Below are 22266 nucleotides of genomic sequence, written 5' to 3' on the forward strand. Positions count from 1 at the left end.
AAAACAAGTTAAATCAAATGCATCGCAATGAGCGCTGAGTGTCCCGCACTCATCCGCGTAAAGAAACACTATGTTGGTAAAGTTTTTAAAGTTTATGCGAATTCAGGCGTTGCCGCCGCCGCGTCAGTGTTTTTTTTAGCTCGCGTTGAAGATTTGTTAGGGTGGTTTCACGCCGCAGGCGAACGTGGCAGAGTATGATGCTGACACTTTATTGCGCATCTAAGGAGCGAACCATGATTACCGTTTGGGGCAGAGAGAATTCCACGAATGTCAAAAAAGTCAGGTGGTGTCTGGAAGAGCTTGAACTGCCGTATCACGCCATTCCCGCGGGTGGCAAGTTTGGTCTCAACAACGAGCCGGAATATCTGGCGATGAACCCCAACGGGCTGATCCCCTGCCTGCGTGACGATGAAACCGGTATTACCCTGTGGGAGTCCAATACTATTGTGCGTTATTTAGCCGCGCAGTACGGGCAAAATCGTATCTGGTTTGATTCGCCCACGGTGCGCGCCCAGGGTGAAAAGTGGATGGACTGGGCGGCGTCAACCTTACCGCCCGCGCACCGCGTGGTGCTGTTCGGCCTGGTGAGAACGCCGCCGGAGCAGCGCAATATGGCGCAAATCAACGAGGGCATCGCCCAGTGCGATAAGCTGCTGGGCATGCTGGACGCCGAGTTGGGCCGTATGCCGTGGCTGTCGGGGGAGCAGTTCGGACCCGGGGATATCGCCGTTGCGCCCTATGTCTACAATCTGTGGAATATCGATATTGAGCTGACGCCGCGCCCCCATTTGCAGCGCTGGTATCAGCAGCTCAGCGAGCGCCCGGCGTTCCGTCATACCGTGATGATCCCGGTAAGCTGATTAGCGTTTCGGCGACACTTTCAATAGCTGGCCGTCGGATTCGTCGGTCAGCACATACAGATAGCCGTCCGGCCCGACGCGCACATCGCGGATCCGCTGTTTGCGTGAATCCAACAAACGCCCGTCCTCTTTAACGCTGTTACCGTTGACGGTCATTTCGATCAGGTTTTTATCTTTCAGCGCCCCGATAAACAGTTTGTTTTTCCACTGCGGGAAGGTGTCAGCGTTATAGAACGCCATACCGCTGAGCGCCGGAGAGTGCTCCCACCAGAAAATCGGCTGCTCGGTGCCTGCTACTTTGCCGCCTTTGGCTTCCGGGATCTTTAACCCGCTGTAGTTGATGCCCCAGGTGGCGAGCGGCCAGCCATAGTTTTTGCCACGCTCGGGAATATTAATCTCATCGCCGCCGCGCGGGCCGTGTTCGTTAAGCCACAGCGCGTTGCTCCACGGGTTCATCGCCAGCCCCTGTGGGTTGCGGATGCCGTAAGCCCAGATTTCCGGTTTCGCGCCAGGCTGATTCACAAATGGGTTATCGTCCGGCACCTTGCCCTGATCGGTCAGGCGGATCAGTTTGCCCTGATGCTTATCCAGATCCTGCGCGGTGGGTCGCTGGTTGTTCTCACCTAACGCAATAAACAGATAGCCTTTGCCGTCAAACACCATGCGCCCGCCGAAGTGATTGCCGGTAGAGAGCTTTGGATGCTGGCGGAACACCACGGTGAAATTTTCCAGCCGTTTCAGGTCATCGCTCAGGCGGCCATAACCCACGGCAGTGCCCGCTTTACCGTCGCTGCCCGCTTCGGAATAGCTCAGCCATACCCGGCGGCTTTGGGCAAAATCCGGCGCCAGCACCACGTCCAGCAGCCCGCCCTGCCCTTCGGCCCAGACATCCGGCACGCCGACAATCGGATCGGAGAGCCCTTCTCCCGGCTGCCAGCGTTTAAGCTGACCGTCGCGCAGCGTGATCAGCATGCCCTGATTATCCGGCAAAAACGCCAGTGACCAGGGATGGTCGAGTTTGCTTTGCAGGACCTCAACATTGACGTCCTGCGCCTGCACGGAAACGCTAACGAATAACAGGGCGGCAAGAACAGACGCGCGCGGTTTCATGGCTCTCTCCTCAGTTTTCGATAAGGTTAGCCAGCGTGCCGGCGGATGACGGGAATTTTACAAAACCTTTAACAAATCGGGGGAGCTGCGCTCCCCCGGGTTCAGGCCTCTGCGGGAGCCTGATGGTGGGTGAGTTGACGAATGCTCAGGTTCAATGTGGTGATGGCGCGCTCCAGCTTATCGGCATCCACCGAAATATAGAGCGGGCAATCATGGCTGCCGGTCATTAAACACACCGCCGCGCTGGAAATCGCATCCAGCCCGCGGTGTAATGCCGCCAGCTCATCTTCGCGCAGCGCCAGTTTCAAACGCGGGTACTTGTCCCGCCAGAAGGCGCATAAATCAAACAAACTATCGCGCAGATGATTGCTCTCAGCCACCGACATATATCCCTTCGCTCTTCTCAACTTCAGGTACGCAGAAAGTGCATTTCTGGCCACGATCAGTTTCTGGTAAAGATCGTGTTTGAGTCTGGCAACGGACATAACGGTATCCTCCCTGTGCGACATCTAACATGCACAGACAGAGTATGGCTAATTTTTAAGCGATCACATGTTTTAAATCAAATTTCCATCACACATTAACATTATTTACATTGACACAACGTCAGCGTCACGCGGCGGTTCTCTGCTATGGTTAAAAAACCCTTCGGCAACGTATTTTCTTAGGCCGCTATGTCGATCCACTCCGTTTCAGACAAAATTTGCGCCCTGACCAAAATCGATCTCAATCTGCTGACGCTGTTCAGTTTGATCTACAGCGTGGGCAGCATCAGCAAAGTCGCCGATATGCTGGATATTTCTCCCTCCGCCGTCAGCCAGTCATTACGTAAATTGCGCGAACTGATGGGCGATAATCTGTTTGTGCGCAGCGGGAATATTTTGCTGCCCACCGTTTACGCCGACGAGCTGTATGACAATATTGTTCCGGTGCTCGATGGCCTGGCGAATTTATTGCCGCTTGCTACGCTGGTGAAAAAGAAGCGGCTGACGCTGTATACCGAGTCGTTTATTTCGCCGCTGATCATTCCCGACCTCACCGAAAAGATCCTCGCCAGCGACGCGGATATCAGCCTGCTGCACCGCACCAGCGATCTGAACGAGCATAAAATTATCGAACTGTTGAATATGCGCCAGGCGGATGTGGTGTTTTCTACCTTCTCGGTAGAAAACAGCCATATTCAGTGCCAGAAAATTAGCGATATGAAACTGGTGCTGATCGCGTCGCAGGCGAACGAACGGTACGGCGACACCATCAGTGAGGAGATGTTCAGAGAAGCCAGCCTGGTGGGCTATAACACCAAAAATGAAAAGATAATCTACCACCGCAGTATTGTGGATAAGAAATTCCGCGCCAGCGAGCGCTGCCTGCTCACCACCTCGTTTTCATCCATTATGCTGATCGTCTCTAAGACCCGCTGTCTGGGCATTCTCCCGGAAAAGGTGTTTGCGACATACGGGCCAATGTATCAGCTCAGAAAAGTCTCCACGCCTTTCCCGCTGCCGCAATTCAGCATCTTTTCCTCTTCCAGAAAGGAAATTAATCAGGCGCTGTTTTCGCTGCTGATCGATTTACTGCATCCCTCACCCTGAATACCGGGTGAGGGAAACACCGGGTTACAGCATGCGGTATTTTCTCGCGGCGCGCCGGGTGACGCGGTCTTTAGCGATCAGTTTCAGCTCAGACATAATTCTCGGGCGGGATAACCCGGTGGCCATAGAAATGCTGAGCAGATCGACGCCGTGTGAGTGAAGGGTTTTTGCCATGGCTAATTTGGACTGCAAATAAATATCTTTCATTGGTGGATACCTCAGGTTGGTTGCGACTGGCCACAAGGTACCCTGAACGTTACTGCTTCCCCATTAGTGAAGCCTAAAGCCGGAATAAGTATTACTAACGGGCAGAAAAACCCGTACAATCCTTGCCCTGACCATTCGATAACTGACTATTTTTTGACCTTATGAGCAATGTATCACACCAGCCGAAAATCGGCTTCGTCTCTCTGGGCTGCCCGAAAAACCTGGTGGACTCCGAACGCATCCTGACTGAACTGCGTACCGAAGGGTATGACGTGGTGCCGAGTTACGACAACGCCGATATGGTGATCGTCAATACCTGCGGCTTTATCGACAGCGCGGTGCAAGAGTCCCTGGAAGCCATCGGCGAAGCGTTAAACGAGAACGGCAAGGTGATCGTGACCGGCTGTCTTGGCGCGAAAGAAGATCAGATCCGCGAAGTGCATCCGAAGGTGCTGGAAATCACCGGGCCGCACAGCTACGAGCAGGTGCTGGAACATGTGCATCACTATGTGCCGAAGCCGAAGCACAACCCGTTTTTAAGCCTGGTGCCTGAACAGGGCGTCAAGCTGACCCCGCGCCACTATGCGTACCTGAAAATTTCCGAAGGCTGCAACCACCGTTGCACCTTCTGCATTATCCCGTCAATGCGCGGCGATCTGGTCAGCCGCCCGATTGGCGAGGTGCTGTCAGAAGCCAAACGGCTGGCGGACGCAGGCGTAAAAGAGATTCTGGTGATCTCCCAGGATACCTCCGCTTACGGCGTCGATGTGAAACACCGCATGGGCTTCCACAACGGCGAGCCGGTCAAAACCAGCATGGTGGGCCTGTGCGAGCAGCTGGCGAAACTGGGTATCTGGACGCGTCTGCATTACGTGTACCCGTACCCGCATGTCGACGATGTGATCCCGCTGATGGCCGAAGGCAAAGTGCTGCCTTATCTCGATATCCCGTTACAGCACGCCAGCCCGCGCATTTTAAAACTGATGAAGCGCCCAGGTTCTGTCGACCGCCAGCTTCAGCGCATCAAGCAGTGGCGCGAGATTTGCCCGGATCTGACCCTGCGCTCGACCTTTATTGTCGGCTTCCCTGGCGAAACCGAAGAAGACTTCCAGATGCTGCTGGATTTCCTGAAAGAGGCCCGTCTGGATCGCGTTGGCTGCTTTAAATACAGCCCGGTTGAAGGCGCTGGCGCTAACGACCTGCCGGATCAGATCCCGGAAGAGGTGAAGGAAGAACGCTGGAACCGCTTTATGCAACTCCAGCAGCAGATTTCCGCTGAGCGCCTGCAAGAAAAAGTGGGCCGCGAGATCATGGTGATCATCGATGAGGTGGACGAAGAAGGCGCGATTGGCCGCAGCATGGCGGACGCCCCGGAAATCGACGGCGCGGTCTACCTGAACGGCGAAACCGACGTGAAACCGGGCGATATTATCCGCGTCAAAGTGGAAAACGCCGACGAGTACGATCTGTGGGGCAGCCGCGTTTAAGCGCGCTTGCTGTGAAAAAGGCTGCCTGAGCAGCCTTTTTTTAGCCTTTTATTTTGGGATCCAGCGCATCGCGCAGGCCGTCGCCCAGTAAATTAAACGCCAGCACCGTCAGGAAAATCGCCAGGCTCGGGAACAACGCCACGTGCGGCGCAATCACCATATCAGCGCGGGCCTCGTTGAGCATGGCGCCCCACTCCGGCGTGGGCGGCTGCGCGCCCAGACCGAGGAACGACAGGCTGGCGGCGGAGATAATCGAGGTGCCGATACGCATGGTGAAATAGACCACTATCGACGACACGGTACCCGGCAGAATATGGCGGAACAGGATGGTGAAATCCGATGCCCCGATGCTGCGCGCCGATTCGATAAAGGTTTGCTGCTTCAGCACCAGGGTATTGCCGCGCACCAGCCGGGCGAACGCCGGAATACTGAAAATCGCCACCGCGATAATCACGTTGGTCATCCCGCTGCCCATCACCGCCACCACGGCAATCGCCAGCAAAATGCCCGGAAAAGCGAACAGCACATCGCAGATGCGCATGATGATGCGATCCCACCAGCCTTCGTAATACCCCGCCAGCAGACCGAACACCGTGCCGATGGCCGCGCCGACCAGCACCGCCAGCACCCCGGCGGCCAGTGAAATACGCGAACCCACCAGGACGCGGCTGAAAATATCGCGCCCCAGAGAATCGACGCCGAACCAGTGCATCAGCGACGGGCCGTCGTTAAGCCGGTCATAATCGAAGTAATTTTCCGCATCAAACGGGGCCAGCCAGGGGGCCGCCACCGCCAGTACAATCAGCAACAGCACAAAGCCGCCGGCGATCATCGCTACCGGCTGGCGCTTTAACCGCCGCCAGAATTCCGACCACGGCGTGCGCACCTGATGAGGATGCAGAGTTGGCATCGCGTTAAGTACCGCCTGTCGGCGCCAGTTAAAAAGTCGCATCCTTACTTGTACCTGATAGCCGGGTTAATGGCGGCGTAGAGCACGTCCACCACTAAGTTGATAAGAATAAACTCCAGAGAAAACAGCAGCACCTCCGCCTGGATCACCGGGTAGTCGCGCATTTCCACCGAATCCACCAGCAAGCGCCCCAGCCCCGGCCAGTTGAACACTTTTTCCACTACGATCGAGCCGCCAAGCAGGAAACCGAACTGCAAACCCATCATGGTGACCACCGGGATCATGGCGTTGCGTAGCGCGTGTTTCATCACTACCCAACGTTCAGTCACGCCTTTGGCCCTGGCAGTACGGATATAATCCTCCCCGAGTACATCGACAAACGACGCGCGGGTAAAGCGCGCCATCACCGCCGACACCGCCGCGCCCAAAGTGATGGACGGCAGAATGTAGTGCTGCCAGCTATCGGCGCCCACGGTGGGCAGCCAGCCCAGCTCTACGGAAAACACCTGCATCAGCAGCATCCCCAGAGCAAACGCCGGGAAGGAAATACCGGATACCGCCAGGGTCATACTCAGCCGGTCCGGCCAGCGGTTGCGCCATACCGCCGCAATCACCCCTGCCGCCAGGCCAAACAGCACCGCCCAGACCATACTGGCGAGGGTTAACCCTAGTGTGGGCATAAAGCGGCTGGCGATCTCCTCGGAAACCGGACGGCGTGACACCAGCGAGGTGCCGAAATCCCCCTGTAGCACATTGCCCATATAGCTTAAAAACTGCGACCACAGGGGTTTATCGAGCCCCAACTGGCTGCGCACCATTTCAATCACCTGCGCGTCGGCCTCCGGCCCGGCAATCAGCCGCGCCGGATCGCCGGGCAACAGGTGAACAAATAAAAACACCAGCACCGCCACAATAAACAGCGTCGGGATTAATCCCAGCAGGCGTTTCACCACATAACTGAACATCGCGATCCTTGAGCCTGGGCTTCCCCCGTTGCCGGGGGAGCGCCGTTATTTAATATCCGCTTCTTCAAAACTAAAGCCGGTGTCCGGCATCATGTAAAACCCGCTCAGGGATTTGCTGTGCGCGGAAACCAGTTTTTCCACTACCAGCGGTACCCACGGGGATTCTTTCCAGATGATTTCCTGAGCGTTTTTATACAGGCTCGCTTTTTGCGCGTTATCGGTGGTTTTCAGCGCGTCGGCGAGGTCTTTATCCACCTGCGGGTTGCTGTAGAACGCGGTATTGAACAGCGTCGGCGGCCAGTTCTGGGAAGCGAACAGCGGCGACAGCGCCCAGTCGGCCTCGCCGGTTGACGCCGACCAGCCGGTGTAGAACATTCTCACCCCGCTCTCTTTCTGGCCTTTACCTTCCACTTCCGCCGCGCGCTGCCCGGCGTCCATGGCGGTGAGTTTCACCTTCACGCCCACCTGCGCCAGCTGCTGCTGGGTAAACTGCAACACTTTTTGCGCGGTGCTGTGGTTATGGGACGACCACAGGGTGGTTTCAAATCCGTTCGGATAACCCGCCTCTTTCAGCAGCGCGCGCGCTTTGGCCGGATCGTAAGGCCAGGCTTTAAACGGCTCGGCAAAGGCGATAGCGGGCGGCACCACGCCGGTTGCCGGCGTCGCGAACCCGGCAAAGGCCACTTTCACCAGCGCATCGCGGTTGATGGCGTAGTTAATGGCTTCACGTACTTTCGGGTTGTCGAACGGTTTCTGGGTGACGTTCATGCTGATGTAGCGCTGCATAATCGACGGCGTGGTCACCAAATCCAGTTTGGCGTTCTTCTGGAGCACCGCGGCCTGCTCGTAAGGGATCGGGAAGGCGAACTGCGCCTCGCCGGTTTGCAGCATCGCCGCGCGGGTATTGTTGTCGACGACCGGGCGCCAGGTGATGGTGTCGAGCTTCGGCAGCCCCTGCTCCCAGTAGCTGGCGTTTTTCTTCACCTTGACGAAATCGGTCTGGTTCCAGGTCTCCAGCGAGTAAGGGCCAGTGCCGACCGGATGGAAGCCGATCTCTTTGCCGTATTTCTCCAGCGCCGCCGGGGAAATCATCGCCGTCGCCGGATGGGCGAGGATATTGATAAACGCCGAGAACGGCTGTTTGAGGGTGATCTTCACGGTAGCCGGGTCCACCGCCTCGGTGCTGGCGATGTTTTTGTACAGATTGTAGCGCTTGAGTTTGTTATCCGGATTGCTGGCGCGGTCGAGGTTCACTTTCACCGCGGCGGCGTTGAAGTCGGTGCCGTCCTGGAATTTAACGCCCTGGCGCAGTTTTACGGTATACACCAGCCCGTCATCGGAAACGGTGTAGCTTTCGGCCAGCACGTTTTTCACTTTCATCTCTTTATCCAGGCCAAACAGCCCCTGATAAAACGATTTGGCGACCTGCTGGGACAGGGTGTCGTTGGCGTCGTACGGGTCGAGCGTCGTAAAGTTCGACGCCACCGCCACGGTGACATCTTTTGCGGCGAAGGCTGAACCGGCGAACAGCGCCGCGCTGATGCTGGCCGCGGCCAGTAACTTACGGGTGATGGGTTGTGTCATGTTATTTCCTCATTATCCCTGCATTTTTATTGTTGGATTTACGCGTTGCCGATGGGATGGCGCGCCACAAAGTGATCAGGCCCGACCGATACCAGCGGAGCAACAAAGGGGTTATCGCCGCGCCTGCGGGTGGCACTGGGGATGTCATCGGATATCAGCACCGGCTGGCGACGCCGGTGCGCCGGGTCGGCCACCGGCACGGCGGCCATCAGTTTGCGGGTATACGGGTGCTGGGGGTTCTCAAACACCGCCTGGCGTGGGCCGATCTCGACAATCTGCCCGAGATACATCACCGCCACGCGGTGGCTGATGCGCTCCACCACCGCCATATCGTGCGAAATAAATAAAAAAGCGATGCCGAATTCCCGCTGCAAATCGAGCAACAGATTGATGATCTGCGCGCGAATCGACACATCCAGCGCCGAGACCGATTCATCGGCAATCACCACTTTGGGATTGAGCGCCAGCGCCCGGGCGATGCAAATCCGCTGGCGCTGGCCGCCGGAAAACTCATGCGGATAGCGCCAGGCGTGTTCCGGCTTGAGCCCCACGCGCTCCAGCAGCCAGGCCACCCGCTGGCCGGCGGCCTCGCCCTTCATTAAGCCGTGCACCAGCAGCGGCTCCATAATCGAATAGCCTACCGTCAGGCGCGGATCGAGCGAGGCGTAGGGGTCCTGGAAGATAAACTGGATATCCCGGCGCACCGGCTGCATTTCCGACGGTGACAGCTTATCAATGCGCTTGCCTTCGAAGGTGATGCTGCCGGACTCACTCTCCACCAGCCGCAACAGTGAACGCCCGATGGTGGATTTCCCGCAGCCGGATTCGCCCACCAGCGCCAGCGTCTCGCCGGGCCACAGATCAAAACTGACATGCTCGACGGCGTGCACCTCCCGCGTAATGCGGTTGAGAATACCGCTGCGCACCGGAAAGCGTGTCACCAGGTCGCGCACCTGCAAAATCGGGCCTTCATCGGTAATGACCGTATCGCGCTGCGGCCGTTTCTCGTCGCCGGCGGCATCATTAAGCAGCGGGAATTTACGCGGTAGCGGGTGGCCCTTCATCGAACCCAGACGTGGCACCGCCGCCAGCAGCGCTTTGGTATAAGGGTGCCGGGGATGGCTAAAAATCTCGTTAACCGGGGCGGTTTCTACCGCCTTGCCCTGGTACATCACCAGCACCCGGTCTGCCAGATCCGCCACCACGCCCATATCGTGAGTGATAAAAATCACCCCCATGGACATTTCCTGCTGCAACACACGGATGAGCTGAAGGATTTGCGCCTGGATAGTGACGTCCAGCGCGGTCGTCGGCTCGTCGGCAATCAACACCGCCGGTTTACAGGAGAGCGCCATGGCGATCATCACCCGCTGGCGCATCCCGCCAGAGAGCTGGTGCGGATAACGGGATAAAATCGCCTGGGATTCGGGGATGCGCACCAGATCGAGCATCCGCTTCGCCTCCGCCAGGGCGCTTTTATGGCTCAGCCCCTGATGCAGGCGAATAGATTCGGCGATTTGCTCGCCCACCGGAAAGACCGGATTCAGGGAGGTCATCGGCTCCTGGAAAATCATCGCCATATCGGCGCCGCGCACGTCACGCATCCGGCCCTGGCTGGCGGTAGCCAGATCCAACACCTGCCCGTTGCGCCGCCGCAGCCGCATCGGCCCACTGGACACCTCGCCGCCCGCCTGTTCGATTAAGCGCATCAGCGCCAGCGCGGTCACCGATTTCCCGGAACCGGATTCGCCGACAATCGCCAGGGTTTCTCCGCGTCGCAGCGAAAAATTCAGCCCGCTGACCGCCTGGGTAACGCCCTGCTCCTGACGGAACGCGATGTTGAGATCCTCAACCGCGAGCACCTCGTCGTCCGTCAGTAATTCATTCTGTGACACCAGCGCCTCCTGCTTCCGGGTAAATGCCCACCGTGGGCGCATCGCCAACATAGCCGTAGCCGCGGTACATACCTTCGCTGTTAAACGGCATCGCCACGTTGCCTTCCCGGTCGATGGCGATCAGCCCGCCGCTGCCGCCGAGCGCCGGGATCTTCTCCATCACCACCCGTTGCGCCGCCTCGGGTAAACTCAACCCGGCATACTCCATCAGCGCGGCGATGTCATAGGCCGCCAGCGCGCGAATAAACACTTCGCCGGTGCCGGTGCAGGAGACCGCCACACTGGCATTGTTGGCATAGCATCCCGCGCCCGGCAGCGGCGAATCCCCTACCCGGCCCGGCAGTTTATTGGTCATCCCGCCGGTGGAGGTTGCCGCGGCAAGATTGCCGTGGCGATCCAGCGCGACCGCGCCGACGGTGCCCATTTTGCGCTGCTCATCCAGCGGCGCGCTGTGATCAAGCTGAACGGCGTTCTGTTGTTGCGCCTGCTGCAACTGCGCCAGCCGCTCCGGGGTGGAAAAAATCTCCGGCGAGACGCTTTCCATGCCGTGCTGATGAGCGAAAGCTTCCGCCCCGTCGCCAATCAGCAGTACGTGCAGGCTTTTTTCCAGCACCAGCCGCGCCGCGAGCACCGGATTGCGCAGATGGCTAACACCCGCTACCGCGCCCGCCTTTAAGGTATGGCCTTCCATCACGCAGGCGTCCAGTTCGTGGGTGGCGTCCCGGGTAAACACCGCGCCGATCCCGGCGTTGAATAACGGGCACTCTTCCAGTAAACGCACGGCTTCGGTAACCGCATCCAGCGCGCTGCCGCCCGCTTCCAGAATCGCCTGCCCGGCCTCAATCACCGAGCCTAACGCGGCGATATACTGGCGCTCCCGCTCCGCGCTCATGCTGGCCCGGGCAATCGCCCCTGCGCCGCCGTGTATGGCAATAACCGCTTTTCCCATGCTCTGTTTATCCTGCATCAATAAGGTATTGCCACGTTTTCTTTATAAATATCATTATCGTTGCAATTTATTCATATCGAATTTGAATATAGAAAGTGCCACATGTGATGTAAAGCGCCCCGGCTCCCCTCCCCCCAGATGGGGCATCCCGCTGAAGTGCGATTTCTGACATAATGCACCCTTTATTTCCCGCCAGGAGAGAGCTCATGGATTTCAACGCTGGATTGATGGCGCTTGATGACGCCCTTGGACAGATGCTTGCCCGTATCACGCCGCTGACCGATACCGAAACCTTACCGCTGCAACAGGCTTTTGGCCGGGTGCTGGCGCGCGATGTCACCTCGCCGATGGACGTTCCCGGATTCGATAATTCAGCGATGGACGGTTACGCGGTACGCCTGGACGATGTGAAAGACGGCGCGGTACTGCCGGTGGCGGGCAAAGCCTTTGCCGGACAACCGTTCCAGGGCGAATGGCCGCAGGGCACCTGCATCCGCATCATGACCGGCGCGCCGGTTCCAACCGGCTGTGACGCGGTGATCATGCAGGAAGAAGCCGACGCCAACGACGCGGGCGTGCGTTTCCCGCATCCGGTGCGTCCGGGGCAAAACATTCGCCTGCGCGGGGAAGATATCCAGCGCGATGCGGCGGTGCTCACCGCCGGAACCCGCCTCACCGTGGGTGAACTGCCGATGCTGGCGTCGCTCGGCATCCCTCATGTGGAGGTGGCGCGTAAAACCAGAGTGGCGATTTTTTCCACCGGCGATGAGCTACAACTGCCAGGCCAGCCGCTCGGCGACGGCCAGATTTACGACACCAACCGCCTTGCGGTGCACGTGATGCTGGAGCAACTCGGCTGCGAGGTGATCAACCTTGGGATAATCCCGGACGATCCGGATGCGCTGCGTGCCGCGTTTATCAAGGCCGACAGCGAGGCAGACGTGGTGCTCAGCTCGGGCGGCGTCTCGGTAGGCGAAGCCGATTTCACCAAAACGCTGCTGGAAGAGCTGGGCGAAATCACCTTCTGGAAACTGGCGATCAAGCCGGGCAAACCTTTCGCGTTTGGTCGTCTGCCGAATAGCTGGTTCTGCGGCTTGCCGGGTAATCCCGTTTCGGCGGCGCTGACCTTCTACCAGTTGGTGATCCCGCTGCTGGCGAAGCTGAACGGCCAGCACTCGCCGTCTCTGCCGCAAACCCTGCGGGTGCGCGCCGGAGGTCGCTTTAAAAAATCGCTGGGACGCCTCGACTTCCAGCGCGGCATTTTGCAGCGCGGCGCGGACGGCACGCCGGAAGTGGTTACCACCGGCCATCAGGGATCGCATATTTTCAGCTCGTTCAGCCACGGCAACTGTTTTGTGGTGCTGGAGCGCGAGCGCGGCAATGTCGAAGCCGGTGAATGGGTCGAGGTTCAGCCCTTCAATCATCTGTTTGGAGGCTAACCATGGAACAGCTCACCGACCAGGAGATGATGCGCTATAACCGGCAAATCGTGCTGCGCGGATTCGATTTTGACGGCCAGGAGCGTCTGAAAGCCGCGCGGGTATTGATTGTCGGGCTCGGTGGGCTGGGCTGCGCCGCCAGCCAGTATCTGGCGGCGGCGGGCGTCGGGCAGTTAACGCTGGTGGATTTTGATACGGTTTCCGTTTCCAATCTGCAACGCCAGACGCTACACCGCGATGCCACTGTCGGCCTGCTGAAAGTGGATTCGGCGCGTGAACAGCTCGCCGCCATTAATCCCGGCGCCGTGATTGATACCGTCGCCACCCTGCTGGACGACGCGGCGATGGCAAAACAGATCGCCGCGCACGATCTGGTGCTGGACTGCACCGATAATGTCGAGGTGCGCAATCAGCTTAACCGGCTGGCGTTTGCTCAAAAGATCCCGCTGGTTTCCGGCGCGGCGATCCGCATGGAAGGGCAGATCACGGTATTTACCTGGGGCGACGACGAGCCCTGCTACCGCTGCCTGAGCCGGTTATTCGGCGACGGCGCGTTAAGCTGCGTGGAGGCAGGCGTCATGGCCCCGCTGGTTGGGGTGATTGGCGCGATGCAGGCCATGGAAGCGATCAAAATCCTCGCCCGGTACGGTAAAACCGCAGCGGGCAAAATTGTGATGTACGACGCCATGACCTGTCAGTTCCGCGAGATGAAGCTGGCGCGCAACCCGCAGTGCGACGTCTGCGGCCATTAATCATCATATAAGCTATTGTGCCGTGCCCCGGCGGCGTGTTTGCCGCTGCGGATACGGCGCACCGACTCCCTGACCGCCAGAGAGCCGTGCAACAGCAGCGTACCGCAGGCCGCGTGGGGCCGGATCAGCCGCTGTTGCAGCATCAACACCGCCTCTTCCCCTAACTCATCGCGCGGTACGTGCATCGCGGTGAGCGGCACATCCTGAATCGCCGCCAGATTAAAGGCGTCAATACTCATCACCGAGATATCCTGCGGCACCCGCAAACCGGCTTTTTGCAGCGCGGTGACCGCTCCAGCCGCCATAAAATCGCCGCCCGCCAGAATGGCGCTGGGCAACGGGCCGTCAGCATTCGCCAGAAAATCGCCGATCAGCGTCTCGCTCTCTTTTGCGCTAAAGCTGCTGGCGGCGATGAGATGGCGGGATTCATCAAACGCCAGGTTGTGCGCCTCCCAGCTCTCTTTGATGCCCGCCAGCCGCAAGTCCATGGTATAGCGCCGCAAACACAGCAGGTTAACCACCTGCTTATGCCCCATCTCAAACAGATAACGGGCGGCGGCTTCGCCGATGGAACGGTGATCCGGCGCGACTGCCGGGAGGCGCATTTTCGCGTCGCGGCAGTTAATCAGCATGCAAGGTTTGCCGGACTCCGCCGCCAAATCGTGAACATGGGCGCTGTCGATACCCAGCAGGATTGCGGCCTGGGTTTCCGGCTCGTTGATCCGCGCCAGAAACAGGCTGGCGTCGCTGTCCTCTTCCTCCAGCGCGCAGTAGCGTAGCCGTACATCATGAGGAGCCAGCGCCTTATTGATGCTCTGGATCACCCGGTAATAAAAGATATCGGAACGCTCGTCGAAGGCGCGCTGCGGCGCGAACACCAGCAGGTTATTAAGCAGTAACCGGCCTGCCGCCATATCGTCCAGCACGCCGACTTGACGGGCGCAGGCTAAGACGCGCGCCCGCGCCGCGTCGCTGGTGTTCGACTTCCCTGCCAGCACGCGGGAAACCGTACTGATCGACAGGCCAGTTTGCCGGGCAATCAGGCTGATTTTAAGGTTTTTGCTCATTATGTGATCTACGCCCAATCGTCAAATGAAAAAATTTTCATGGAATAAATAGTAGTAATTTCAGCAGTTAAATCAGCGTAACGTCACATTGCGCAGATTAATGAGAAATTTTGCACAATTTCCACTTTTTTCACGCCAGCCCCTTATCTAGTCTCAGATTGGTCAACCAATACGCTACAGGACCTATCGATAGCAACACTATTTCAAAGGAAGATGAAATCTGCGCGGTGCCGTCCGGTTAACCCCCGCTCCGCGAGTTGTCATACCAATCAACCATATTAACGCTGTCTGGAGACCGTTATGAGTCAGGGTGTGAACGAGCCGTTAGCGACCGGAAAAACCCGGCGCGTTGTGAAAAATCTGCGCTGGTGGGTGCTGGTCCTGTTTTTGATGGGGGTGACGGTTAACTACATCACCCGTAATTCGCTGGGGATCCTCGCCCCGGAATTGAAAGCGAGCCTGGGCATCACCACCGAGCAGTATTCGTGGATTGTCGGCGCGTTCCAGCTCGCCTACACGGTTTTCCAGCCGATTTGCGGCTGGCTGATTGACGTGATCGGCCTGAAAATCGGTTTTCTGATCTGCGCCTCGATCTGGGCGCTGACCTGTATTTTTCATGCCGGCGCGGGCAGTTGGCTACAGCTGGCGATCCTGCGCTTTGTGATGGGCGGCGCAGAGGCCGCAGCCACTCCCGCTAACGCCAAAACCCTGGGCGAATGGTTCCCCAAAAAAGAGCGCCCGGTGGCTGCAGGCTGGGCTGGTGTGGGCTTTTCGATTGGCGCGATGCTGGCGCCGCCGATTATCTACTTCGCCCACGCGTCGTTCGGCTGGCAGGGCGCATTTATGTTTACCGGCGTGCTGGCGCTGCTGTGGGTGCTGCTGTGGTGGCTGTTTTACCATAACCCGGAAAAGCACCCCAATCTGAGCAAAGACGAGTTGGCCTATATCCAACAGGATAACGAACCGCCCGCCGTCAAACTCCCCTTCTTTACCGCGCTGAAAACCGTGGGCAACAACAAACGCTTTTACGGTATCGCCATCCCGGCGTTTATGGCTGAACCCGCCTGGGCGGTGATGAGCTTCTGGGTGCCGCTGTATCTGGCTAAAGAGCACGGCATGGATCTCAAGCAGATCGCTATGTTCGCCTGGCTGCCGTTCCTGGCCGCCGACCTCGGCAGCGTCGCCAGCGGCTATTTAACCCGTCTTTATACCCGCCTGTTCGGCTGTAGCCGGGTCAACTCGGTGGTCGCCAGCTCGGTAACCGGCGCGTTTTTGATGGTTTCGCTGGCTATCGTCGCCCTGACCCGCGATCCGTATATCACCATCATCCTGATCTCCATCGGCGGCTTCGGGCACCAGATCATCTCCTGCATGCTCAGCGCGCTGGTGGTGGAGTCGTTTGATAAAGGCCAGATGGCGACCGTAAACGGGATGCGCGGCTCCTGCGCGTGGATCGCCAGCTTTCTGTTCTCGCTGCTTATCGGCGTCACCGCCGACAAGATCGGTTTTAACCCGCTGTTTATCGCCATGGGCTTCTTCGATCTCATCGGGGCCTTTTTCCTGGTGGTATTTATCGCTGAACGCCGCGCGCGTCGCGCCTGAAGATAAGGGACGTTATGAAAACACTGAAAAACTGGACTCTGCTCAACGCAGACCAAAGCCATGTCACGCTGCAACTCGATCAACGTTATCGCCTGGCGCTGTACGTGCTGGAAAAAGGGCTATTTCGGGTAGCGATCTCCCGCAATACCGGCTGGGCGCTGGATAAAACCTGGAGCATTGCCCCCGAACAGGACGTCCCCTGGGAAGGACGCAGCCGCGATGATTTGAGCGGCTTTTCCCTGCCGGGCTTTAGTGTTGAGGAACAAGACGATCGCCTGGTTATCGCCACCGACACCTTGCGCGTGACGGTACACCAGCCGCTGTGGCTGGAGTGGCATTACCAGGATGACCAGGGCGAGTGGCAACTGTTGGCCAGCGACCGCGCCACCAGCGCCTATCTCATCAACGCCCACGGCGACGGCGTGGCGCACTATCAGCACCGGCTGGAGGGCGACCGCTATTACGGGCTGGGGGAGAAAGCCGGGCCGCTACAGCGCAACGGCAAACGCTATGAAATGCGCAACCTGGATGCCATGGGTTACAACGCTGCCCATACCGATCCGCTGTACAAGCATATTCCGTTTACCATCACCCAACGCCCCGGCGTCAGCTTCGGGCTGTTTTACGACAACCTGAGTAGTTGCTGGTTTGATATGGGTAATGAGATCGACAACTACCATCGCCCTTATCGCCGCTGGCAGGCAGAGGCCGGAGATATCGATTACTACCTGTTCGTCGGCAAGCGGGTGCTGGATATCACCAAAGCCTTTGTGCGGCTGACCGGGAAAACGATTTTTGGGCCGAAATGGAGCCTGGGCTATAGCGGCTCGACCATGCACTACACCGACGCGCCCGACGCCCAACAGCAGCTGATGAATTTTATCCGGCTTTGCAAAGCGCACGCCATTCCGTGCGATTCGTTCCAGCTGTCGTCCGGCTATACCTCCATCAACAATAAGCGCTATGTGTTCAACTGGAACTACGACAAAGTGCCGCAGCCGAAAGTGATGAGCCAGGCGTTTCACGATGCGGGGCTGCGGCTGGCGGCTAATATCAAACCCTGCCTGTTGCAGGACCATCCGCGCTATAACGAGGTGGCGGAACAGGGGCTGTTTATACGCGATTCTGAGTCGGCTAAGCCGGAGCGTTCCAGCTTCTGGGACGACGAAGGCTCTAATCTCGACTTCACCAACCCGGACACCATCAAATGGTGGCAGAACGGCGTCACCACCCAACTGCTGGAAATGGGTATTGATTCCACCTGGAACGATAACAACGAGTTTGAAGTGTGGGATGGAGAAGCGCGCTGCCACGGCTTCGGCAACCCCATCGCCATCAAATACATCCGGCCGGTGATGCCGCTGCTGATGATGCGCGCGTCGCTGGAAGCCCAACAGCGCTTCGCGCCGGAAAAACGGCCCTATCTGATTTCCCGTTCCGGTTGCGCCGGCATGCAGCGCTACGTACAAACCTGGAGCGGCGATAACCGCACCAGTTGGGAAACGCTGCGCTTTAACACCCGCATGGGCGTCGGCATGAGCCTGTCGGGGCTGTATAACGTCGGCCACGATGTGGGCGGTTTTTCCGGCGATCGTCCGGACCCGGAGCTGTTTGTTCGCTGGGTGCAAAATGGGGTGATGCATCCGCGTTTCACCATCCACTCCTGGAATGACGACCATACGGTTAACGAACCCTGGATGTACCCGGCCATCACGCCCGCTATCCGTAGCGCCATCGAACTGCGCTACCGTCTGCTGCCCTGGTTCTATACCCTGCTGTGGCAGGCCCACGCCGATGATGAACCGATGCTGCGCCCGACATTCCTCGATCATGAGCACGATGCGCAGACGTTTGAAGAGTGCGATGAGTTTATCCTCGGAAAAGACCTGCTGGTGGCCAGCGTCGTCGAGCCCGGCGCCCGTGAGCGCACTCTGTGGCTGCCCGCTAACACCGATGGCTGGTATGACTTTTACACCGGCAACTGGTACAGCGGCGGGCAATGGATCACCCTGGCCGCCCCGCTGGAAATGCTGCCGCTGCTGGTGCGTGCGGGCGCGGGCCTGCCAATGAGCGCGCGGCTGGCGTATACCAGCCCGAAAGACGACACCTATCGCGAGCTTAAACTGTTCCCATTGAAGGGCTGCGGGAACAGTCATGGCCTGCTGTTTGAAGACGACGGCGAAAGCTGGGGCTATCTGGAGGGCAATGCGCTGTGGCTGGAGTGGGAAATGACCTGTGAGGCGAACGTCATTCGTCTGGATATCACCACCCGTGGCGATTATCAGCCTGCGTGGCGTGAGCTTAACGTTAGCCTGCCGCCTGACGAACACCGCACACTGTTGATCAACGGCGAAGCGCGCCATAACTGGCAAGCCCGCTGATCGAAAAACCAACGGGGCCCATCGGCCCCGTTTTTGATTACAGCTTTTTCAGCAACTCTTTCACGTCCTTCGACTTGCTGCTGTCTTTATGGCGCTCGGCCCAGTCGTTTAGCCGCCGCTTAGCTTCTTCCTGCAAATGCTTACGCAGTATCTGATCAACCTGCAACGAGTAGTTCAACTGCTTCCAGGAGCCATAGACCCGCAGGGGGATCGGCGTTTGCTTCAGGAACTCCACCAGGCTGCCCTCGCCTTTCCAGCCATCGACAACCCGCACCTGGAACAGGGTATCGCACTGTTCAGTGACCAGGTCCATGGTGCCTTCGCCATTCAGCGCCAGCATTGAGGAACGTCCTTCCATTTGATTCAGCGTCAGCTTGCCGTGGTCGAGCGAAACGTCTGTCGTAAACTGTTCCAGTTTGGTCGCGTTCTCTTCGAACTGCTGCGCCTGCACCGAACCGTTATTACGCGCCACCGCCTGCTGGATCATCTGCTGGAAGTTCATTCCCTCGAGACGCGAGTTGGTCATCTCGACGCTGGCCTCGCCCTGCCAGTTCTGACGAAACGCGTTGGCATCGATTTGCGTCCCGGAAAAATCACCGGTCATCGACAGCGCGCCGCTCAGGGCAATCGGATAATCAAACGCCTTCAGCACCTGGCTGATTTCGATGTTCTGGATGTTCGGGATGAACTTCGCCTGCGCCGGTTGCTGTTTGGTATTCAGACTGCCCGGCAGAGAAATATGGCCCGCGCCTAAGTTGCCTTCCAGCGTGGAAATGGTCAGCAAGCCGCTGTTATTTGCCAGCGCCGCGCGCACTTTGGTGAAATTCAGCCCGCGCCACAGCACACTTTCGGCACTGATATTGGCCCGGGCGTTAAAACCGCGCAGCATAGAATAATCCTGCTCAGAAGCATTGTCGGCAATCACCGGGCGCGGCAGCACCGGCTGGCTTTGCGCCTGCTGGGCGACCGGCGCGGCGGATGCCGTCTGAGTGGGCAGCAGATTTTCCAGATTCAGTTTGCTAAAAGCCAGATTCAGCAACCAGTCAGGATCCTTTTGCAGCGCCACGCTGCCGTTACCGCTTAACTGGCTGTCATTGGCAGTGAGTTGCAGCTCGCTAAAGCTGAGCTTTTTCTGCCCTTCCTGCCAGTTGGCATTAAACGCGCCCTGGCCTGTGATGCCCTGAGCGGGTAAATCGGCGCCTTTCAGTTGGTATTGCAGATTGCTGATGCTGGCGGCGAGATCTTCCGGATAATTGGCGACGTTAAGTGCGGCGTTGAAAGAGAGATCCAGGGTACGCTGATCGCGCAGTACCCGGGCGCTGAAATCTATTTGCGCCCGGCGCTTTTCATCCTGATCCATCTGCAGGTTCAGATTGCGCACCGTGACCTGCTCATCCCCTTCATGCTGGAAAACCAGCACACTGTCGGCCACTTTCAGGCGGGAAATATCAAAGCTCCAGCCGCGATCGCTGTCGCTGGGCGCAGTGCCGCCCTGTGGGCCAATCGGCGCATCTTTGGGACGACGCGCTTCGCTCTCGGGGGTCAACTGAACCACCGCGCCTTTCAACATCACCTGGCGGACATGTAGCTGGTGCGAGAGCAGCGGCAGCAGCTTAACGTCAAGGCGCATATTATCGGCGGTCACCATCGGCTGAGACGCGCCCGGCGCAGTGAGGTTCATGCGCCCGGAAAGAATGCTTAACTGAGGCCAGACGTGCCAGCGCAGCGGCCCTTCCAGCTTAAGCTGGTATCCACTGCGCGCCTCAACCTGGCGAACCATATAGTCGCGAAAATCGTTGGGATTGACCAACAGCACTAATGCGGACAGGCCGGCGATGATGACCACCAGCAATATCATTAGCGTCGTCAGAAGTCGTCTCATGGCATCCTCAGTCAGTAACCGGATTAGTCTTTATCGATACGGCTGGCTACCGCACCTTGCTGATCCCGATACTTGGCATCTTCACGACGATTGTAAGGACGGGCGGCCGGCCCGGAGAGCGGCTCGAAACTCAGCGCGCCGATCACCATCCCCGGACGCAGCGCCAGCGGCAGCTTGCCGGAGTTATAGAACTCAAGCACGATGCAGCCCTGCCAGCCGGGATCGATGCGGTGCGCGGTCACGTGGACCATCAGCCCCAGACGCGCCAGTGAAGAACGCCCGTCCAGCCAGCCCACCAGATCCGCCGGTAAAGTCACCGACTCCAGCGTCACCGCCAGGGCCAACTCGCCTGGATGGAGGAAAAAGGCATCGCCGTCCGCCAGCACGATTTCATCGCTCATTACGCGATCCAGCGCGGCGCTGACTTCCGCCTTCGGTCCGCTTAAATCAATAAACGCAGCGGTATGGCCGCTGAAGGTGCGGAATTTGTTGCCCAGACGCACATCCACCGTCGCGCCATTGATGCGCTCTACCGGAGGACGCGGGGTAATCGCTAAACGGCCATCATCAAGCCAGGCTTCAATATCACGGTCGCAAAGACGCATCGCACGCTCCTCTGTTGTGCTTGAATTCCCGACCGCTGCGGGCCGGGAAATACATAATGACTCTTAGAACGGTACACGCTAACTGCGTGTTATTCAAAGAATTGGCTGATTTTCGCTTTGAGAATATCAATCGCGATACGGTTTTTACCGCCGCGCGGCACGATGATATCGGCATACTGCTTCGATGGTTCAATAAACTGCAGGAACATCGGGCGCACCGTTTTCTGGTACTGGGTCATCACCGAATCCATGGAGCGGCCACGCTCGTTCACGTCACGCTTAATGCGACGCATCAGGCAAATATCCAGCGGCGTATCGACGAAAATCGAGAAGTTCATCTCCTGGCGCAGGCGCGCATCGGTAAGCAGCAGGATCCCTTCCAGGATGATCACTTTTTTCGGTTCGATATGGACCGTTTGCTGGGTACGCGTATGTTCGACATAACTATAGACAGGCAGTTCAATCGGCTTGCCGGACTTCAGCGTTTGCAGATGCTGGAACAGCAGGCTGTGGTCCATGGCGTTGGGATGGTCATAGTTGGTTTTAACCCGTTCTTCCATGGACAAATGGGTCTGATCTTTGTAGTAGCTGTCTTCCGGAATAACACCAATGTGTTCGTCACCGACCTGGTCGCGCAGCTCCCGATAAAGTGTGCTGGCGATAAGGCTTTTGCCCGAAGCGGATGCGCCGGCGATGCCGATGATGACGCATTGATGAGACTTGTCAGTCATAAATGTAGCGACCTGGTTTTGAATAAGGGGAAGGACGACGCCGTAGCGCCAAACGCGGCAATTATAGGGACTTCGCCCCCCCGATACCAGTCGCAGGTGCGCTCACAGCCGGTTGTGAATAACTTTTTTTAAAGAGTGGCACCGGAACGCATTTTTTTAACCATAATCTCAGTTAATAATTCAGGCTATTGCGATTAATACAATAAAGCTTGCTGGAATGAGAATTTATCGGGCAGCAGCATAGGAAT

Annotated in this window: 19 protein-coding genes; 7 read left to right on the top strand and 12 right to left on the bottom strand. The window is 58.0% G+C overall.

The genetic code is table 11. The features are described from left to right. Positions 1–233: 233 nt before the first annotated feature. Positions 234–860, top strand: a complete 627-nt coding sequence (locus FHW74_RS03445; protein ID WP_183169156.1) for a glutathione S-transferase family protein — start codon at positions 234–236, stop codon at positions 858–860. On the opposite strand, the gene FHW74_RS03450 is transcribed toward FHW74_RS03445, so the two are convergent. Both FHW74_RS03450 and FHW74_RS03455 read right to left on the bottom strand, forming a co-directional pair. Next, entirely contained in the window at positions 861–1970 is a 1110-nt protein-coding gene (locus FHW74_RS03450) for a PQQ-dependent sugar dehydrogenase (protein WP_183169157.1), read from the bottom strand. Positions 1971–2071: 101 nt separating this feature from the next. Further along, complete coding sequence (locus FHW74_RS03455; protein WP_183169158.1) at positions 2072–2455, bottom strand: biofilm formation regulator BssR; 384 nt, start codon at positions 2453–2455, stop codon at positions 2072–2074. Between the two features lie 189 nt (positions 2456–2644). Between FHW74_RS03455 and FHW74_RS03460 the strand changes: the two genes are divergently transcribed. After that, on the top strand, positions 2645–3562 hold the full coding sequence (locus FHW74_RS03460) for a LysR family transcriptional regulator (protein ID WP_183169159.1): 918 nt from the start codon (positions 2645–2647) through the stop codon (positions 3560–3562). A 24-nt stretch (positions 3563–3586) separates the two neighbouring features. On the opposite strand, the gene FHW74_RS03465 is transcribed toward FHW74_RS03460, so the two are convergent. Next, the gene (locus FHW74_RS03465; RefSeq protein WP_183169160.1) at positions 3587–3769 is read right to left on the bottom strand and encodes a hypothetical protein; all 183 of its coding nucleotides are present in this window, start codon (positions 3767–3769) and stop codon (positions 3587–3589) included. 161 nt (positions 3770–3930) lie between these two features. Here FHW74_RS03465 and rimO point away from each other — a divergent pair, with 161 nt between their 5' ends. Continuing rightward, the gene (rimO, locus tag FHW74_RS03470) at positions 3931–5256 is read left to right on the top strand and encodes a 30S ribosomal protein S12 methylthiotransferase RimO (protein WP_183169161.1); all 1326 of its coding nucleotides are present in this window, start codon (positions 3931–3933) and stop codon (positions 5254–5256) included. A 40-nt stretch (positions 5257–5296) separates the two neighbouring features. Here the strand turns inward: rimO and gsiD are convergent, their stop codons facing one another. Genes gsiD through iaaA form a run of 5 tightly spaced genes read right to left on the bottom strand, consistent with a single transcriptional unit; the run spans position 5297 to position 11559 of the window. Continuing rightward, positions 5297–6208 carry a glutathione ABC transporter permease GsiD gene (gene gsiD, locus FHW74_RS03475; protein ID WP_183169162.1) on the bottom strand — a complete coding sequence of 304 codons (912 nt, stop codon included), beginning with the start codon at positions 6206–6208 and terminating at the stop codon, positions 5297–5299. Between the two features lie 2 nt (positions 6209–6210). Further along, complete coding sequence (gsiC, locus tag FHW74_RS03480) at positions 6211–7131, bottom strand: glutathione ABC transporter permease GsiC (protein WP_183169163.1); 921 nt, start codon at positions 7129–7131, stop codon at positions 6211–6213. A 45-nt stretch (positions 7132–7176) separates the two neighbouring features. Continuing rightward, positions 7177–8715 (bottom strand): glutathione ABC transporter substrate-binding protein GsiB, encoded by a 1539-nt coding sequence (gene gsiB / locus FHW74_RS03485; RefSeq protein ID WP_183169164.1) that lies wholly within the window; start codon positions 8713–8715, stop codon positions 7177–7179. A 38-nt stretch (positions 8716–8753) separates the two neighbouring features. Continuing rightward, positions 8754–10652, bottom strand: coding sequence for a glutathione ABC transporter ATP-binding protein GsiA (gene gsiA, locus FHW74_RS03490; protein WP_221192214.1), 1899 nt, complete (start codon positions 10650–10652; stop codon positions 8754–8756). Then, positions 10597–11559 carry a beta-aspartyl-peptidase gene (gene iaaA, locus FHW74_RS03495; protein ID WP_183169166.1) on the bottom strand — a complete coding sequence of 321 codons (963 nt, stop codon included), beginning with the start codon at positions 11557–11559 and terminating at the stop codon, positions 10597–10599. Before iaaA ends, gsiA begins: the two co-directional genes overlap by 56 nt. Positions 11560–11765: 206 nt before the next feature. On the opposite strand from iaaA, the gene moeA reads away from it, so the two are divergent. Then, positions 11766–12998: a molybdopterin molybdotransferase MoeA gene (moeA, locus tag FHW74_RS03500; RefSeq protein WP_183169167.1), complete on the top strand. Its 1233-nt coding sequence runs from the start codon at positions 11766–11768 to the stop codon at positions 12996–12998. Positions 12999–13000: 2 nt separating this feature from the next. After that, complete coding sequence (moeB, locus tag FHW74_RS03505) at positions 13001–13750, top strand: molybdopterin-synthase adenylyltransferase MoeB (RefSeq protein WP_183169168.1); 750 nt, start codon at positions 13001–13003, stop codon at positions 13748–13750. Here moeB and FHW74_RS03510 read toward each other — a convergent pair. Then, positions 13747–14817, bottom strand: a complete 1071-nt coding sequence (locus FHW74_RS03510; RefSeq protein ID WP_183169169.1) for a LacI family DNA-binding transcriptional regulator — start codon at positions 14815–14817, stop codon at positions 13747–13749. The two genes, moeB and FHW74_RS03510, sit on opposite strands and share 4 nt — an antisense overlap. A 300-nt stretch (positions 14818–15117) precedes the next feature. Here FHW74_RS03510 and FHW74_RS03515 point away from each other — a divergent pair, with 300 nt between their 5' ends. Continuing rightward, entirely contained in the window at positions 15118–16419 is a 1302-nt protein-coding gene (locus tag FHW74_RS03515) for an MFS transporter (RefSeq protein WP_183169170.1), read from the top strand. 14 nt (positions 16420–16433) lie between these two features. Further along, entirely contained in the window at positions 16434–18800 is a 2367-nt protein-coding gene (locus FHW74_RS03520) for a TIM-barrel domain-containing protein (protein WP_183169171.1), read from the top strand. A 37-nt stretch (positions 18801–18837) separates the two neighbouring features. On the opposite strand, the gene asmA is transcribed toward FHW74_RS03520, so the two are convergent. From asmA to udk, 3 genes are all read right to left on the bottom strand, one after another. Beyond that, positions 18838–20682 carry an outer membrane assembly protein AsmA gene (asmA, locus tag FHW74_RS03525; RefSeq protein WP_183169172.1) on the bottom strand — a complete coding sequence of 615 codons (1845 nt, stop codon included), beginning with the start codon at positions 20680–20682 and terminating at the stop codon, positions 18838–18840. Between the two features lie 23 nt (positions 20683–20705). Beyond that, positions 20706–21287, bottom strand: coding sequence for a dCTP deaminase (gene dcd, locus FHW74_RS03530; protein ID WP_144130456.1), 582 nt, complete (start codon positions 21285–21287; stop codon positions 20706–20708). Positions 21288–21376: 89 nt separating this feature from the next. Beyond that, entirely contained in the window at positions 21377–22018 is a 642-nt protein-coding gene (gene udk / locus FHW74_RS03535; RefSeq protein WP_125291704.1) for a uridine kinase, read from the bottom strand. Positions 22019–22266: the final 248 nt, after the last annotated feature.

Source organism: Atlantibacter sp. RC6 (genome assembly GCF_014193285.1).
Taxonomy (GTDB): Bacteria; Pseudomonadota; Gammaproteobacteria; order Enterobacterales; family Enterobacteriaceae; genus Atlantibacter.